This window comes from Alcanivorax sp. VBW004 (genome assembly GCF_009718865.1).
Lineage (GTDB): Bacteria > Pseudomonadota > Gammaproteobacteria > Pseudomonadales > Alcanivoracaceae > Alcanivorax.
This window is the reverse complement of the sequence record NZ_WNHC01000001.1, coordinates 3,097,246-3,112,232: the sequence shown is the minus strand read 5'-3', so window position 1 is coordinate 3,112,232 and position 14,987 is coordinate 3,097,246. Positions and strand designations below refer to the sequence as shown.

Below are 14,987 nucleotides of genomic sequence, written 5' to 3'. Positions count from 1 at the left end.
CATATGGAACCGATGATGGACGGGATCACCCAGGTTTACCGGCAATACCCTGGTATGCGTGCCTTCGCGGCACGCGGCTCGATCATTTCCAGCAACGATGGCGGCACCCGCAGCGTGACGCTGGATGTGGCCGGCAAGGATCTGGCTGAGATTTATGATGTGGCAAGAACGCTGTATCGGGAAGCGGAAACCGTCTTCGACAATCCGCGCATCCAGTCCCAGCCCGCCAGCCTGTCGCTGGCCCAGCCCCTGATTGAAGTCCGCCCCATCTGGAGCCGCGCGGCCGAGGTGCGTTTCTCCACCCGGGATCTGGGTTATACCGTGGCAGCACTCACCGATGGCGCCTTCCTGGACGAGTTCTTCCTCGGCGACGACAAGGTGGATATCTACGCCTATAGCGACCGCACCGGCAGCTCGCCGTCGCTGACCACCCTGCCCGGCCTGCCGGTGCATACCCCTATTGGCGCCACTGTGCCGCTATCGTCTCTCGCTGACCTTCAGGAAACCGTGGATACCAGTGTGGTTCGCCGGGTCAATGGCCGCCGCACGGTAACGCTGAATATCATTCCGCCCCGCTCTGTGCCGTTGGAAAGCGGCGTGGCCCAGGTACGGGACATGGTGCAGCAGCTGCGTGACAACGGGGTCATTCCGGACACCATCAGCATTAGCCTGTCCGGCGCCAGCGACCAGCTGCAGGCAACACAGCAATCGCTCAGCGGTAATTATGTGGTCGCCCTGCTGCTGGTGTATCTGCTGCTGGTCGCCATTTTCAAACACTGGGGCTACCCGCTGCTGATCATGACTACCATCCCGCTGGGGATTGCCAGCGGTTTGCTGGGGCTCGCGCTGATGAATGCCGCCGGCATCAGTCAGCCCTTCGACATGATTACTATGCTGGGCTTCCTGATCCTGATGGGCACGGTGGTGAACAACCCGATCCTGATTGTTCACGAAGCCACCCTGAACATGCGTGCCGGCAGCACTGCTGCGCAGGCGGTCAGCGACGCGGTGGCATCGAGGCTGAGGCCCATTGCCATGACTACCATCACCACGGTGTGCGGCCTCGCCCCGCTGGTGCTGATCCCCGGCGAAGGCACCGAACTTTACCGTGGCGTGGGCGCCATCGTGTTGTTCGGCCTGCTCGGCACCGCCATCGTTACCGTTACTTTCCTGGCTTGCCTGACGGCGCTGATTTTTGGCCTGTCCCGCAATTCTTCTGCGTAGATTCAAAAATATCCCCGCTTTCCGTTGACCTCACCCCATAAATTGCCCACAAAGAGAGTGTGCATTTAGACACAAAAGGGGTGGGGCAAAATGTCCTGCCTGGAAGTGCCGTGTCGCTATCGCTATTTCGCTTAGTCCGAAATAGTATAGCGATATTCCCGTACGATATTTGCGGAGATTGTCCGCAGAGGGTGCGGGCGCCCAGGCTTGCCGATCAAGGCGTGAGCAACAGTCAGCGCGGCTTGATCTGCATCAAAAAGGACCGCGTTTGTGCCTGTTACAGTCAGCTCGCACAAAAATCGGAAGGAAACGCACATGGAAAATGCTGTTGCTTCGCCGGATTACAACTACAAGGTTGTTCGGCAATTCACAGTTATGTCTGTGGTTTGGGGGATCGTTGGTATGGCTGTGGGGGTGTTTATCGCCGCCCAGCTCGCCTGGCCTGCCCTGAACTTCAATATCCCCTGGTTGAGCTTCGGGCGTTTGCGGCCCCTGCACACCAATGCGGTCATTTTTGCCTTCGGCGGCTCAGCCCTCATGGGCACCTCCTACTATGTGGTTCAGCGCACCTGTAGCGCGGTCCTGGCGTTTCCCAAACTGGCGGCATTCAGCTTCTGGGGCTGGCAGGTGGTGATTGTTGCCGCTGCCATTACGCTTCCCATGGGCTTTACCTCCACCAAGGAATACGCCGAGCTGGAATGGCCCATCGACATCCTGATCACGCTGGTCTGGCTGGCCTACGCTGCGGTGTTTTTTGCCACCATCGCCAAGCGCAGGACCTCCCACATTTATGTGGCCAACTGGTTCTACGGCGCCTTTATCATTGCCATCGCGTTGCTGCATGTGGTGAACAACCTGGCGGTACCGGTTTCCCTGATGAAGTCCTATTCCGCCTATAGCGGCGCCATCGATGCCATGGTGCAGTGGTGGTACGGCCATAACGCGGTGGGCTTTTTCCTGACTGCCGGTTTCCTCGGCATGATGTACTACTACGTGCCCGTTCAGGCCCAACGGCCGGTGTATTCCTACCGCCTTTCCATTGTGCACTTCTGGGCGCTGATCGCGGTTTACATGTGGGCAGGGCCGCACCACCTGCACTACTCCTCCCTGCCCGACTGGGCTCAATCCCTGGGCATGGTGTTCTCCATCGTGCTGCTGGCCCCCAGCTGGGGCGGCATGATCAACGGCATGATGACCCTTTCCGGGGCCTGGCATAAGCTGCGCACCGACCCGATCATCCGCTTTATGATCGTGGCGTTGTCCTTCTATGGCATGAGCACGTTTGAAGGCCCGATGATGGCTATCAAGACGGTGAATGCGCTCAGCCACAACACCGACTGGACCATCGGCCACGTACACGCCGGTGCCCTGGGTTGGGTTGCCATGATCACCATCGGGGCGACCTATGTGATGGTGCCGCGCCTGTTCGAGCGCAAGCAGATGTACTCCATTTCCTGGATCAACACCCACTTCTGGCTCAGCACCATTGGTACGGTTCTCTACATCGCCTCCATGTGGGTGTCCGGCATTATGCAGGGGCTCATGTGGCGCGCGGTTAACACCGACGGCACCCTCACCTATAACTTCGTGCAGGAGCTGGTCGAGCGGCACCCGTTCTACATCATTCGTTTGCTGGGCGGGATTATCTTCCTGAGCGGCATGATCCTGATGGCCGTCAATGTCTATAAAACCGTCCGTGCCGAACGCGACTGCCACGGTGAAGACAACGTGCAGCAGGCTGACTGAGGAGAACGACATGTCTAACGCTCATGAAGTAGTAGAAAAGAATGTCGGCCTCATGATTGTGCTGACACTGATCGCCGTCAGTTTCGGCGGGCTCGCAGAAATCGTGCCGCTGTTCTGGCAGAAAGCGACCACCGAGCCGCTGGAAACCCTGGAACCCTACACCGCGCTGGAGATGGAAGGCCGGGATATTTATATCCGCGAAGGTTGCCATGTATGCCACACCCAGATGGTGCGGCCGCTGCGCGCGGAAACGGAACGTTTCGGGGCGTATTCCGTAGCCGGCGAAGATGTGTGGGAGCATCCCTTCCTGTGGGGCTCCAAGCGTACCGGGCCAGATCTGGCCCGGGTGGGCCTGCGACCAATCACCGAGCAATGGCACCGCGAGCACCTGCGCGATCCTCGCCAGGTGGTGCCCGAATCCAATATGCCCGCCTATCCCTGGCTGCAGGAAACCCCGGTGGATTGGGATCTGACCGAGCGCAAACTGTTGGTATTCAAGAATGCCTTTGGTGTTCCCTATACCGATGAAGACATCGCCGAGCAGATGAGCAAGGTCAACGGCGAGTGGGCCAGCGCCACCGAAGAAGATGCATTGGTGGCCTATCTGCTGTCACTGGGTCAGGAACGCAAGGAGGCTGTGCAATGAGCTATCACGCCCTGTTTACCCTGGTGTTCTTCCTGGCATTTGTTGCCATGGCGGCGTGGGTGTATCGCCCCAGTCGCAAAAAGGATTACGAAAAGCTCGGCTATATCGCGCTGGATGCGGACGAGCGAACAGCCGGCAACCTGCACAAGGGGGACGAGCAATGAGTGACTTCTGGAGTTGGTTCATTATCGTCATCGTCGTTATCAACCTGCTGGGTTGCGGCGGCCTGCTGCTGTGGAATAACCAGATTTCTGCAGAGGAAGCCGCCAAGGAAACCACGGGCCACAGCTTCGACGGCATTCAGGAGCGTAACGCTCCCCTGCCCCGTTGGTGGCTGTTCCTGTTTATCGGCACGCTGATTTTCTCTGCGGTATATCTGGTGCTGTACCCGGGCTTTGGGAAGTTCGACGGGGTGCTGGGCTGGACCAGCGATAACCAGTACCAGAAAGAAGTGGCCGTGATGGAAAAAAGCACCGGACCGCTGTTCGAGCAATATGGGCAGGTGGCCATCGAGGAGCTGGTGGAATACCCGGAAGCGTTGGCAGTAGGCGGCCGTCTGTTCGCGAACAACTGCGCCATTTGCCATGGCTCCGATGCCCGTGGCGCCAAAGGCTACCCCAATCTGGCGGATGACGACTGGCTGTACGGTGGCGAGCCGGACCAGATTGTTACCAGCATCACCAAGGGGCGCAAGGCAGCCATGCCGCCCATGGCCGCGGCCATCGGCAACACCGACGAAGCCGTACGGGACATGGCGCTGTATGTGCAAAGCCTGAGCCGCCCGGACCTGGCCAAGGACAGCCAAAAAGCCGCAGCGATTGAGCGGGCCAAACCCAAGTTCGCCATGTGCGCTGCCTGTCACGGGCAGGGCGCCAAGGGGAATATCATGATGGGGGCGCCGGATCTGACCGATACCACCTGGCTTTACGGCCCCCGCGTGGAAGATATCGAATACACCATTCGCCACGGCCGCTCGGGCCACATGCCGGCCCATGAAAACCTGCTCAGCAAAGAGCGTATTCATGTAATCGCAGCCTATGTGTACAGCCTGTCCCGGAACGCTGACACCGCGGAGTAATCCGCGGGTCAGCCCAGGTTTCGCCAGGCAAGGTGCCGCCGCCCATCATTCATAGCAGTGAAGGGATACCGGCGGCGCAAAGGTGTTAGCGGAGAGAAGTATGTCGGACCCCAAGCGCATCAAGGTCACGGATGCCACCGATGGCGGCAGCGTGAGCCTGTACAGCAAGCGCGAGCGCATTCAGGTCAAATCCGTTTCCGGGCGGTTTCAGTTTATCCGCGACGTCACCATTCTTGCGACCATGGGCCTTTACATGATCCTGCCCTGGGTGCGTTGGGACGGCCAGCAGGCGGTGCTGTTTGATTTGCCGGGCCGCCAATTCCGTATTTTTGGTGCCAGCTTCTGGCCCCAGGATTTTCTGTTGCTGTCCTGGATCCTGATCCTGGCCGCGTTTGCCCTGTTCTTTGTCACGGTACTGGCGGGCCGCGTCTATTGTGGCTACGTCTGCCCGCAGACCACCTGGACCCGTTTTTTTCAGTGGATCGAGTTCTGGTGTGAAGGTGATCGCCACAGCCGCATCAAGATGGACCAGGCGCCCTGGACACCAACCAAGATCATGCGCCGCGGCAGCAAGCATGTGCTCTGGCTGATGCTGGCCTTGCTTACCGGCATTACCTTTGTCGGCTACTTCTCACCAATTACGGATTTGACCACCCGCTTGCTCAGCTTCAGCTGGGGAGGGTGGGAGCTGTTCTGGGTGGGCTTTTTTACCGTAGCCACCTATGGCAACGCCGGGTTTATGCGCGAACAGGTATGTCTGTACATGTGCCCCTACGCCCGTTTCCAGAGCGTCATGTTCGACCGCGACACCCTGATCGTGTCTTACGACGAACAACGGGGCGAACCCCGTGGCCGTGGCGCCAAAAAACGCCAACAGGAAGATACGGTGGTGGAAAAAGGCGACTGTATCGACTGCGGCATGTGCGTTCAGGTTTGTCCCACCGGCATCGATATCCGTGATGGGCTGCAGTATGAATGCATTACCTGTGCGGCCTGCGTGGATGCCTGTGACGACGTCATGGACCACATCGGCAAGCCGCCCGGGCTGATTCGTTACACCACCGAGAACGCCCTGGAAGGATTGAAGTCGCGCATCCTGCGCCCCCGACTCATCGGCTATGGGGCCATCCTGATCCTCATGGGCGGCCTGTTCATCGGCACCCTGTACAGCCGGGTGCCCTTGCAAGTTGATGTGATTCGCGATCGAAACCAGTTGTACCGCACCGCCAGCAGTGGCGAAGTGGAGAATATTTATCGGCTGGAGATCCAGAACAAGGGCCAGCACAGCCACCGGTACGTGCTTACCATGAAAGGCCCGGATGGCCTGCGTATGAAGAACCGCACTGAATTCACCCTCGAAGGCGGCAAGAAACTGTCTTTGCCGGTGACCGTGAGCTATGACCCTTATGAGGTGGAAATGGAATCCGCGCCGATCTGGTTTACGGTAACGGCACTGGATGATCCTGACCTGGAGAAACGCCATGAATCCCGATTCATTGCCCCAGGGCGATGAGCTTCCCTGGTACCGCTACCCTTTCCTGTGGCTGGCGATCCTGCTGCCAGCCACCTCGGTGGTCGGCGGCCTGACACTGCTGTATATCGCCATCGTTAATGCCGACACACCCGTGGTAGACGAATGGTACAAGGAGGGGCGAGCCATCAACCGCTCCGTGGAGCAGGAGCGTCTTGCGGCGCGCCTGGGTATTCGCCTTGAACTGGCCCAGGTGGGTGCCGGCATTCAGGCGCGCCTTAGTAGCGAGGCGGGCATTCCCATGCCCGACACCCTGAACGTCTCCCTGCGCCACCCGACGCTCCCGGAACGGGATGTCACCCTTGCCCTGGAACATATTGAGGGCGCGCTGTACCGCAGTGATGGCACCCTCCCCCATGATGGTCGCCGTGCCGCTACGGTTACCGCCTCTGGCGATCACTGGCGCCTGTATCAGACCGTCATGGCGCAAGGCGACAACCTGACCCTGGGGAAAACCGCCGCACCATGACCGCTGCCTGCTGGCATTGCAGTAACCCGGCCCCCACGGGCGCCTTCCCCGCGCAAACGCCTGACGGCCCCCGTGATGCCTGCTGTCCGGGGTGCGCCGCAGCCATAGAAACCATTTATGGCCTGGGGCTGGATGATTACTACCTGATGCGCCAGGATGCCGCGCCACAGCCAGACGATCAGCGCCAGGCACTGGATTGCGCGCTTTTTTCTGTGCCGGAGTTAATCGACCCTCATCTCACCAGTCTTGCTGATGGCCAGCGCCTGAAACTGCAGCTGGGTGGACTCACCTGTGCTGCCTGCAGCTGGTTGATCGAAAAAACCGTCAGCCAGCAGCCCGGCGTACTGCGCAGCAGCGTCAACCTGGCCAGCATGACACTAAGCGTGGACTACCAAGGGCAAGCAGACGCCAGCCAGACCGCCAGGCGCATCCAGGCTTTGGGATACACCGTGACCCTGCCCGGCGACCCTCGCGCCCAGGCCGACGAACAACGCGCGCACAAGCAATTGCTGGGCCGACTGGCACTGGCCGGGCTGGGCGCCATGCAGGCCATGATGTACTCCACCGCCCTCTATATCGGCGTTTTCGACGGCAAAGACGCGCTTTATGAATGGGTGTTCCGGCTAGCCAGTTTCGCCGTGGCCACCCCGGTCGTGTTCTATTCCGGTTGGCCGTTTTTTCAGGGAGCCTGGCGCGGGCTCAAGCAAGCTCGCCTGACCATGGATGCCCCCATCGCACTGGCATTGCTGCTGGCCTGGGCCGGCAGCCTGGTGATGATGGCCACCGGGGGCAGGCACGTTTATTTCGATTCCGCTGCCATGTTTGTGTTCTTCTTGCTGGCCAGTCGCTGGTTGGAGCAACGTCAGCGCATGACGATCCAGCAAGCTTACCGGCGAGTCAGCGACACCCTGCCCCAGGCCGTTCGCCGCCTTGATGGGCAGCAGACTGCGCACTGGATCAGCGCCCGCCAGGTGGCCAAAGGAGATCGCCTGCAGCTGATTCAGGGCGACATTATTCCGGTGGATGGGACCCTCATCGAAGGCCGCGGCGCTTTCGACGAATCGGTACTGAATGGCGAGCCTTTGCCGGTAAACCGTGGCATCAATGACCCGGTACATGCCGGCAGCCGACTGGTTGAAGGCAATATCGTGCTGGAGGCCTCAGGGTCCGCATCATCCAGCCTGGTGGCAAAAATTGCTGAGCAGGTGGAGCACGCCCAGCACGAACGCGTGGAAGTGGTCAGAGACTGGCAACGCATCGCGCCGCTATTTACCGGTGGCATCCTGTTGCTGGCCGCCATGACCTTTATCTGGCACTGGCCCGCCGGCGCGGCCCTGGCGTTCGAGCATACCCTGGCCGTACTGGTGGTGACCTGCCCTTGCGCCCTGGCTCTTGCTGTTCCCCTGACTCTGTCATCGACGCTGGGCACTGCATTGCGCGAAGGCATCCTGGTTGCTTCCCCCCGACAGCTTCTGCGCTGCACCGCGGTGAAAGGCGTACTGTTTGATAAAACCGGCACGCTCACCGCCGGCCAGTTCCGGATTGTCGACACCGAAACCGTCAACAGTCTGCTGCCAGAACAGGACCTGCTGACGATTGCCGCCGCACTGGAGTGGAATAATCCGCACCCGCTGGCAAAGCCCTTCCAGCAATACTCCCGGCATCCCGACATCACCGCGCTGCATGCGGACCATAGCGGGGTCAGCGGAACGTTGCAGGGCGCGATATGGCGTATCACCGGTGCGCCGGATCAGGCACGTCCCGACACAACATGCCTGCAACTGCTTTGCGATAATGAAGTACAGCTTTACGTATGGCTGCAGGACCCGATTCGTCCGGAGGCTCGCGCTGTGGTGAAGAACCTTGCTGATCTCGGCATTACCTCGCGCCTGGCCAGTGGCGACAATGCACACGCGGTGAATGCGGTGGCCGATCAGCTAGGGATCGGTGAGCGACGCGCTCAACAACGCCCCGCCGAGAAGGCCGCCTGGCTCACACAACTGGAAAGCGGTGCGCCGCAAATGATGGTCGGTGACGGCATCAATGATGCCCAGGCCATGGTCGCCGCATCGGTCTCCGTTGCGACTGGAAATGCGACCAGCCTGGCGCAGCGTGCTGCCGGGCTGTTTCTGCTCCATGACACGCTCAACGCCGTTCCAGCCTTGCCCCGACTTTCCCGGCTTTGTCAGCGTACCATCCGGCAAAACCTGGCCTGGGCATTGCTTTACAATATCCTTGCCGTCCCGTTTGCTGTCAGTGGTTTGCTGCCGCCCTGGGCCGCAGCGCTGGGCATGTCAGCCAGCTCGCTTCTGGTCACATTCAACGCCACCCGGGTGACTCGATGGAAATTGTCTTCCTGCTGATACCGCTAGCCTTGCTGTTCCTGGCTGGTGCCATTGCAGCCCTCTTCTGGGCACTGCGCAAGGATCAGTTTGATGATCTGGACAATGCTGCCTGGCGAGTCGTATTCGAGGACAGGGAGCAGCGAAAACAGGCTAGAACACAGCTTCCAAAAGAACAGCACCACGCTGACAGCACAGATAGAACAGATAGCACCCAGGATTCACCATCGAGCCCTCGCGATGACCATTGAAGCCCTTGCCTCCTTGATTGCCAGTGCCGCCTTGATCGCCAGTGCAGGTTCCGTCCATTGCATTGGTATGTGCGGGGGCATCAGCAGTGCCCTGACCTTTTCCATCCCGGAATCCCGCCGCCAGGGAATCGCCCTGTGGGGCTGGCAGCTGTTATTCGGGCTGGGCCGCGTCGGCACCTACTGCGCCCTGGGCGCATTGGCAGGCCTGCTCGGCGGCGCCTTCCTGACACAACTTCCCGGCCCCTCCATGGCGGTGGGATTGATGCTGTCCGGCCTGTTGATGTTGTTGCTCAGCGCGTACCTGCTCGGTCGCGGTGGACTGCTTCAGCGCGTGGAGAAAATTGGCCAGCGACTGTGGCGGCATCTGCAACCGGTTACCCGCAAGTTGATGCCCATCGATCACCCGGCAAAAGCCCTGGGGCTGGGGGCGCTGTGGGGATTTCTGCCCTGCGGGCTGATCTATACCGCCTTGGCACTGGCGGCCACTGCAGGCTCGGCCCTGGCGGGGGCACTGGTTATGCTCTGTTTCGGTGTCATTACCGTTGTGCCAGTCGCCACCACCGGCGTGTTGGCGTCTCAACTACAGCGTTTTCGCCGCGGCGCCTGGCCCGTTCTGGCCAGCGTCCTCACCCTGTGCCTGGCGCTGGTGTTCTTCTGGCAAGCCATGAGCATGATGCAGCATGGCCATGGCGCACACGCCATGCCCTCTCATTCTGCCGCCGAGCATGACGTACAAAGGCACAATAGGCATCAGCATCACGCCCACCCTTGATCTGGATCAAATAGCGCCGCGCCGGCAGGAGGATAATCGGCCTCACACTGATGTGCGGCCGCAGGAGGCGTCCATGATTCGCTGGAATACATCACTCATTCGACAGTACGGCGGCCCCGGCCCACGCTACACATCGTATCCGCCGGCCACCAGTTTTCACGCAGACATCAGTGAAGAGGACTTCTGGCTGGCACTGGATGAAGGCAATGTGGCTCGCCGGCCGTTGTCGCTATACATGCACATCCCTTTCTGTGACAGCGTCTGCTATTACTGTGCATGCAATCGCATTGTCACCGCCAACAAGGCGCGAGGGACGGAGTATCTGCAACTGCTGAAACGCGAAATCAAACGCAAGGCCACGCGAGTCGACAAGCGACGGCCGGTAACGCAGATGCACTGGGGCGGCGGCACACCCACCTTTCTCGATGACGGGCAGCTCACCGAGCTGGTATACGACCTGGCCCGCCACTTCAATCTGCGCGATGACGAACGCAGTGACTATGCCATCGAGATCGATCCGCGCACCGTGGATCAATCCCGGCTGGGATTGCTGCGCGGGCTCGGTTTTAATCGCGTCAGCCTGGGTGTGCAGGATCTGGATCCGCGTGTGCAGAAAGCGGTAAATCGTGTCCAGCCCTATGAGCTGATCCGCGATACCATGGCATGGAGCCGTGACTTTGGTTTTCGCTCTATCAATACCGATCTGATTTACGGCCTGCCCTGGCAATCGGAATCGAGTCTGGCGCGCACGCTGGAGCGTCTGCTGCCACTTCGGCCAGACCGTATCTCTTTGTACAACTATGCCCACCTGCCTTCACGGTTCAAGGTTCAGCGTCAGATCCAGGAACAAGCCCTGCCCGGCCCGGAAGAGAAGCTCAGCATGCTCACCCGGGCCGGAAAAATGCTTCAGGAGCAAGGCTACCGCTATATCGGCATGGACCATTTTGCGCTGGAAAACGACAGCCTCTCCGTGGCACAGGAAAACGGACTGCTGCATCGCAATTTCCAGGGTTACACCCTCCACGGTGACGCCGATCTTTTGGGACTCGGCGTGAGTGCCATCAGCCAGCTCGGCAATCTGTATGCCCAGAACCACAAGACGCTGGACGACTGGGGCCGCGACTTGTCGCAGCGCCGTCTGCCGATTGAAAAAGGCTTCATTCTCAATCGCGACGACCAAATCCGGCGGGCGCTGATTATTCAGTTACTTTGTGACCTATCCGTGGACATGTCCGTATTCAGCGAAACCTGGGGAATCCATTTCCCGGATTATTTTGCGGATGCCCTGGCTGAATGGGTGACATTTGAAGCCCGGGGGCTGGTGGCAGTAGAAAAGGATCGGCTCCAGATCACCGACAGCGGCCGTCTGGTCAGTCGGGCTCTGGTGATGCCCTTTGACCGCTACACCCCACAACAGCAGCAAGCCCGGTTCAGCCGGATTATTTGACCTTTATTCTACTATTTTCACTCTATACTCTAAGAGTGACGCTTTACGCAGCGATCAACCGGAGTCTGACCGTGTCTCATCATGTTTCCTGCAACGACTGCAGCCTCAGCCCCATTTGCCTGCCCTTGGCAGTGGCCCCGGCACAACTGGATCAGCTGGATCGTATTATCCACCGAGGCCGCCCACTGAAACGCGGCGAGCACCTGTTTCGTGCCACAGACGGATTTGATTCTGTGTATGCCGTGCGCTCTGGCGCCCTGAAAACCTATGTGGTCAGCGATGAAGGAGAGGAACAGGTCACCGGGTTTTACCTGCCCGGCGAGGTGCTGGGCATGGATGGCATCAGTACCGCGCACCATGTTTCCAATGCCAAGGCGCTGGAGACCGCCACGGTGTGCGAGATTCCCTTCTCACAACTCGAAACGCTGTCCCAGCAGATCCCCTCTCTGCAGCATCATTTCTTCCGTTTGATGAGCAATGAAATTCGGGCGGATCGGGAGCTGCACATGCTGCTCGGCAAGAAAAGTGCGGATGACCGCGTGGCCTCCCTGTTGCTGTCACTGTCTGCAAGACATCAGCGCCGAGGACTGAGCGATCATCGTTTCCGTCTGCCCATGTCCCGCTACGATATCGCCAATTACCTCGGCATGGCCGTGGAAACGGTCAGCCGCATTTTTACCCGTTTCCAGCAACAGCAATGGCTTCGGGTAACCGGCCGCGATATTGAAATTCTTGATCGTGCCCGCCTGTGTGGCCAGAACCACGATCCCGCTTTGGAGTTCACACTGTGACAGCACCTGTCGTTGCGATTCTTGATCGTCATCTGAAAGCCGACCAGCCCGCCCTGAGCAAGGCGCAGCACATCGCAGCTGCGGCCGGGGCGCCGCTACAGATTATTATCAATGCGTATTCTTCCGCGATGGTGCGTGCCGTTGGCCTGGATACCGAACGCCAACAGGCGGCCCGGCAGCAGATCAGCAAAGCTTGGCACAAACGCGTCACCGCACTGCTGGGCGAAGACGCAGGAGAGATTTGTGTTCTTTGGGAAAAAGACAGCATGGATGGGTTGCGCAAGGCCATACTGGCGCTGACTCCGTCATTGGTGGTAGTGCATACCAGCGACGACAGTGCCCTGCGTCGCCACCTCTTTACCCCACGGGACTGGCAATTAATTCGCAAGGCGCCCTGCCCGGTGCTTTGCGTGCATAGCCGGGAGTGGAATGCTCCCCCTCGCATTCTTGCCGCGCTGGACCCGGGCACCGGGGAAGCCTCCGATGACCGGCTCTCTGTGCGGGTGCTGGAAGGCGCACGCCAGCAAGCCGCTCTGCTTGGCGCTGAGCTCACCGCATGCCACGTGCTCGATGAAATGGATGAAGGCCTGATTATGGTGGCGGGCGAAGCCATTCCGGACTACACCGGCAGCATGGAGAAAGTCCGCGCCTACCATCGGGATAATTTCTTTCAGTTCGGGGCCGCCCAGGGGCTGGACCAGAACCAGCTGGTGACACTGAATGGGCCCATTGCCCATAGCTTGTCCAGCTACTGCGACAAGGAAGAGGTGGATCTACTGGTGCTGGGGACCGTCCACCGCAACCTGCCGGAACGGTTACTACTCGGCTCCACTGCGGAATCCGTGATTACTCGCGCCAATGCCGATGTGCTGGTGATCAAGCCTGACGATTTCCAATCGCCCTGGCATGACAATGACGATGACCAATGACGCTCACACTAGAGAGGCTCCATGATGTCAGATAAAAAGGACTTTACCGCCCGCGCCCGTCAGCAACTTGAAGATTGGGACTATCAACTCGATCGCCTGTCGGCACGGCTGAATGATTTGCGTGATGAATGGCGCGATGAGGCCCGGGAAAAACTCAACGAAATGAAAGGCCGGCGCAGCGAGTTCGAGGAAAAACTGGAGCGGCTGGAATCCCATGGCGATGACGCCTGGGATGACATCAAGGCCGGGCTTGAAATCGCCTGGGATGGCCTGAAAACCGGTTTCCTTGCGGCCAAGAGTGAATTCGAGGACAACAAGAAACACTGAGCACATGAAAACGATGGCGCCGGCGCTCTGCCAGCGTCATCGCTCAGGCCGGTCAGGCGCCCTGCTCTGCCCGGCGAAACACCGGTTTCAGCGCGGTGGATTCCGCCTCACAATAGCGGTAGCCCGCCACATCAAATTGTTTCAGCTTGCCCGGATCTTTCAATCCTTTCCTGATAATCCAGGCCGCCATCAGCCCGCGCGCCTTCTTGGCATAAAAACTGATAACCTTGTACTTACCGTTTTTTTCGTCCTGAAAAACGGGCTCGATGATGGTGCCGGCAACGTCCTTCTTCTTGACCGATTTGAAGTACTCGTTGGACGCCAGATTCACCAGGGTATCGGTTTTGGCCGCCTTCATGTCCTTGTTCAGCAAGTCGGTAATGGTGCTGCCCCAGAAGGCATACAAATCCTTGCCGCGAACGTTATCCAGCCGTGTGCCCATTTCCAGCCGATAGGGCTGCATCAGGTCCAGTGGGCGCAGCACCCCATACAAGCCGGAGAGCATACGGAATCGCGACTGGGCATCGTTGAGCTGGTTGTCAGTGAACGATTCGATATCCAGGCCGGTATACACATCGCCCTTGAAAGCAAACGCCGCCGGGCGCGCATTTTTCTTGTTGAAGGGGCGAGTCCACAACGAAAAACGTTCTGCATTCAGATGGGCGATTTTGTCACTGACACTCATCAGGCTGCTGATATCTGCCGGCGAAAGCTGGCGTGCACGCTCAATCAGCACCTCGCTATCATCAAGCAAGCGGGGTTGCGTGGCTTTCAGTGCCGGTAATTCACTCTCGTAATCCAGCGTTTTTGCCGGCGAGACAACAATCAACATGCCCTTCTCCTTTACATATGCCTGCTGGGATTATATGAATCAGGAAAGGTCAGGTCTGCATCTGTGGAGGATAAATGCGCCTATTGCTTGTATTAACTGTGGTTATCGCGGTCTCTGCCCTGTTATGGGGGAGCTGGCAGTGGGGCCGGCGTCCGTTTTTGCTGATCGCCAGTCTGGTGCTGGCCGGATTGATCGTGCTGGCCGTCGGTGTGTGGCAAGGCGGCAAGGATGATCAGGTATATTTGCCACCCAAGGGAGTGGAACTGGCCCTTTCGGAAATTCGGGACTCGGAATCCGGCGTGCGCCTCAGCGGGACGGTTCGCAATGAAGGCACGCAGGATGTTGCCGCGCTTTCACTGCAGGCACAGGCGCTGCATTGCCAGTCAGCGGATGATTGTCAGGTCATTTATCAGCAGCCTATTACCCTGCAGATGTATCTGCCCCGGGGCAGTGAATATCAGTTTGCGGTGGTCAGCCGTCACCCGGAGGAAAAAACGCGGGTGGATCGCTGGCAACTGAGGGTGGTGGAAAAGCTGGCCTACCCGGAACAGAAATAAGGGGTGCGAGACCGGGCTGGCATGATCTGGCATGAATCGTCACAA

Annotated in this window: 16 protein-coding genes; 15 read left to right on the top strand and 1 reads right to left on the bottom strand. The window is 59.2% G+C overall.

Translation table 11 applies throughout. The annotated features are described in order from the left end of the window. The 14 genes from F1529_RS14160 to F1529_RS14095 form a co-directional block, all read left to right on the top strand. A partial coding sequence (locus tag F1529_RS14160) for an efflux RND transporter permease subunit (RefSeq protein ID WP_155137524.1) occupies positions 1-1,224 on the top strand: 1,224 nt, incomplete at its 5' end. Between the two features lie 315 nt (positions 1,225-1,539). After that, a complete protein-coding gene (gene ccoN, locus F1529_RS14155) occupies positions 1,540-2,970 on the top strand; it encodes a cytochrome-c oxidase, cbb3-type subunit I (protein WP_007149792.1) in 1,431 nt (476 codons plus the stop codon). A gap of 10 nt (positions 2,971-2,980) precedes the next feature. Next, entirely contained in the window at positions 2,981-3,616 is a 636-nt protein-coding gene (gene ccoO, locus F1529_RS14150) for a cytochrome-c oxidase, cbb3-type subunit II (protein ID WP_155135575.1), read from the top strand. Then, the gene (locus tag F1529_RS14145; RefSeq protein ID WP_039925947.1) at positions 3,613-3,780 is read left to right on the top strand and encodes a CcoQ/FixQ family Cbb3-type cytochrome c oxidase assembly chaperone; all 168 of its coding nucleotides are present in this window, start codon (positions 3,613-3,615) and stop codon (positions 3,778-3,780) included. Before ccoO ends, F1529_RS14145 begins: the two co-directional genes overlap by 4 nt. Then, a complete protein-coding gene (gene ccoP / locus F1529_RS14140; protein WP_155135572.1) occupies positions 3,777-4,694 on the top strand; it encodes a cytochrome-c oxidase, cbb3-type subunit III in 918 nt (305 codons plus the stop codon). Before F1529_RS14145 ends, ccoP begins: the two co-directional genes overlap by 4 nt. A gap of 100 nt (positions 4,695-4,794) precedes the next feature. Next, complete coding sequence (gene ccoG / locus F1529_RS14135) at positions 4,795-6,207, top strand: cytochrome c oxidase accessory protein CcoG (protein ID WP_155135569.1); 1,413 nt, start codon at positions 4,795-4,797, stop codon at positions 6,205-6,207. Continuing rightward, a complete protein-coding gene (locus F1529_RS14130; RefSeq protein ID WP_007151070.1) occupies positions 6,176-6,694 on the top strand; it encodes a FixH family protein in 519 nt (172 codons plus the stop codon). Before ccoG ends, F1529_RS14130 begins: the two co-directional genes overlap by 32 nt. Then, the gene (locus F1529_RS14125; protein WP_155135566.1) at positions 6,691-9,057 is read left to right on the top strand and encodes a heavy metal translocating P-type ATPase; all 2,367 of its coding nucleotides are present in this window, start codon (positions 6,691-6,693) and stop codon (positions 9,055-9,057) included. Before F1529_RS14130 ends, F1529_RS14125 begins: the two co-directional genes overlap by 4 nt. Further along, entirely contained in the window at positions 9,036-9,287 is a 252-nt protein-coding gene (gene ccoS, locus F1529_RS14120) for a cbb3-type cytochrome oxidase assembly protein CcoS (RefSeq protein ID WP_155135563.1), read from the top strand. The genes F1529_RS14125 and ccoS overlap by 22 nt, the downstream gene beginning before the upstream one ends. Further along, complete coding sequence (locus F1529_RS14115; RefSeq protein WP_155135560.1) at positions 9,277-10,059, top strand: sulfite exporter TauE/SafE family protein; 783 nt, start codon at positions 9,277-9,279, stop codon at positions 10,057-10,059. The genes ccoS and F1529_RS14115 overlap by 11 nt, the downstream gene beginning before the upstream one ends. Positions 10,060-10,132: 73 nt before the next feature. Next, positions 10,133-11,506: an oxygen-independent coproporphyrinogen III oxidase gene (gene hemN, locus F1529_RS14110; RefSeq protein ID WP_155135557.1), complete on the top strand. Its 1,374-nt coding sequence runs from the start codon at positions 10,133-10,135 to the stop codon at positions 11,504-11,506. 35 nt (positions 11,507-11,541) lie between these two features. After that, positions 11,542-12,297 carry a fumarate/nitrate reduction transcriptional regulator Fnr gene (fnr, locus tag F1529_RS14105; RefSeq protein WP_370457030.1) on the top strand — a complete coding sequence of 252 codons (756 nt, stop codon included), beginning with the start codon at positions 11,542-11,544 and terminating at the stop codon, positions 12,295-12,297. Then, complete coding sequence (locus F1529_RS14100) at positions 12,294-13,226, top strand: universal stress protein (protein ID WP_370457029.1); 933 nt, start codon at positions 12,294-12,296, stop codon at positions 13,224-13,226. The genes fnr and F1529_RS14100 overlap by 4 nt, the downstream gene beginning before the upstream one ends. A 21-nt stretch (positions 13,227-13,247) precedes the next feature. Then, complete coding sequence (locus F1529_RS14095) at positions 13,248-13,553, top strand: hypothetical protein (protein WP_007149397.1); 306 nt, start codon at positions 13,248-13,250, stop codon at positions 13,551-13,553. A gap of 52 nt (positions 13,554-13,605) precedes the next feature. On the opposite strand, the gene yaaA is transcribed toward F1529_RS14095, so the two are convergent. Continuing rightward, on the bottom strand, positions 13,606-14,385 hold the full coding sequence (gene yaaA, locus F1529_RS14090) for a peroxide stress protein YaaA (protein WP_155135554.1): 780 nt from the start codon (positions 14,383-14,385) through the stop codon (positions 13,606-13,608). A 74-nt stretch (positions 14,386-14,459) separates the two neighbouring features. On the opposite strand from yaaA, the gene F1529_RS14085 reads away from it, so the two are divergent. Further along, a complete protein-coding gene (locus F1529_RS14085; protein WP_155135551.1) occupies positions 14,460-14,942 on the top strand; it encodes a hypothetical protein in 483 nt (160 codons plus the stop codon). Positions 14,943-14,987: the final 45 nt, after the last annotated feature.

What these genes read in the sequence shown, in the direction of transcription:
- ccoN (WP_007149792.1), top strand. Translation starts at nt 1,540, where the DNA reads ATGGAAAATGCTGTTGCTTCGCCGGATTACAACTACAAGGTTGTTCGG.
- ccoO (WP_155135575.1), top strand. Translation starts at nt 2,981, where the DNA reads ATGTCTAACGCTCATGAAGTAGTAGAAAAGAATGTCGGCCTCATGATT.
- F1529_RS14145 (WP_039925947.1), top strand. Translation starts at nt 3,613, where the DNA reads ATGAGCTATCACGCCCTGTTTACCCTGGTGTTCTTCCTGGCATTTGTT.
- ccoP (WP_155135572.1), top strand. Translation starts at nt 3,777, where the DNA reads ATGAGTGACTTCTGGAGTTGGTTCATTATCGTCATCGTCGTTATCAAC.
- ccoG (WP_155135569.1), top strand. Translation starts at nt 4,795, where the DNA reads ATGTCGGACCCCAAGCGCATCAAGGTCACGGATGCCACCGATGGCGGC.
- F1529_RS14130 (WP_007151070.1), top strand. Translation starts at nt 6,176, where the DNA reads ATGAATCCCGATTCATTGCCCCAGGGCGATGAGCTTCCCTGGTACCGC.
- F1529_RS14125 (WP_155135566.1), top strand. Translation starts at nt 6,691, where the DNA reads ATGACCGCTGCCTGCTGGCATTGCAGTAACCCGGCCCCCACGGGCGCC.
- ccoS (WP_155135563.1), top strand. Translation starts at nt 9,036, where the DNA reads ATGGAAATTGTCTTCCTGCTGATACCGCTAGCCTTGCTGTTCCTGGCT.
- F1529_RS14115 (WP_155135560.1), top strand. Translation starts at nt 9,277, where the DNA reads ATGACCATTGAAGCCCTTGCCTCCTTGATTGCCAGTGCCGCCTTGATC.
- hemN (WP_155135557.1), top strand. Translation starts at nt 10,133, where the DNA reads ATGATTCGCTGGAATACATCACTCATTCGACAGTACGGCGGCCCCGGC.
- F1529_RS14095 (WP_007149397.1), top strand. Translation starts at nt 13,248, where the DNA reads ATGATGTCAGATAAAAAGGACTTTACCGCCCGCGCCCGTCAGCAACTT.
- yaaA (WP_155135554.1), bottom strand. Translation starts at nt 14,385, where the DNA reads ATGTTGATTGTTGTCTCGCCGGCAAAAACGCTGGATTACGAGAGTGAA.
- F1529_RS14085 (WP_155135551.1), top strand. Translation starts at nt 14,460, where the DNA reads ATGCGCCTATTGCTTGTATTAACTGTGGTTATCGCGGTCTCTGCCCTG.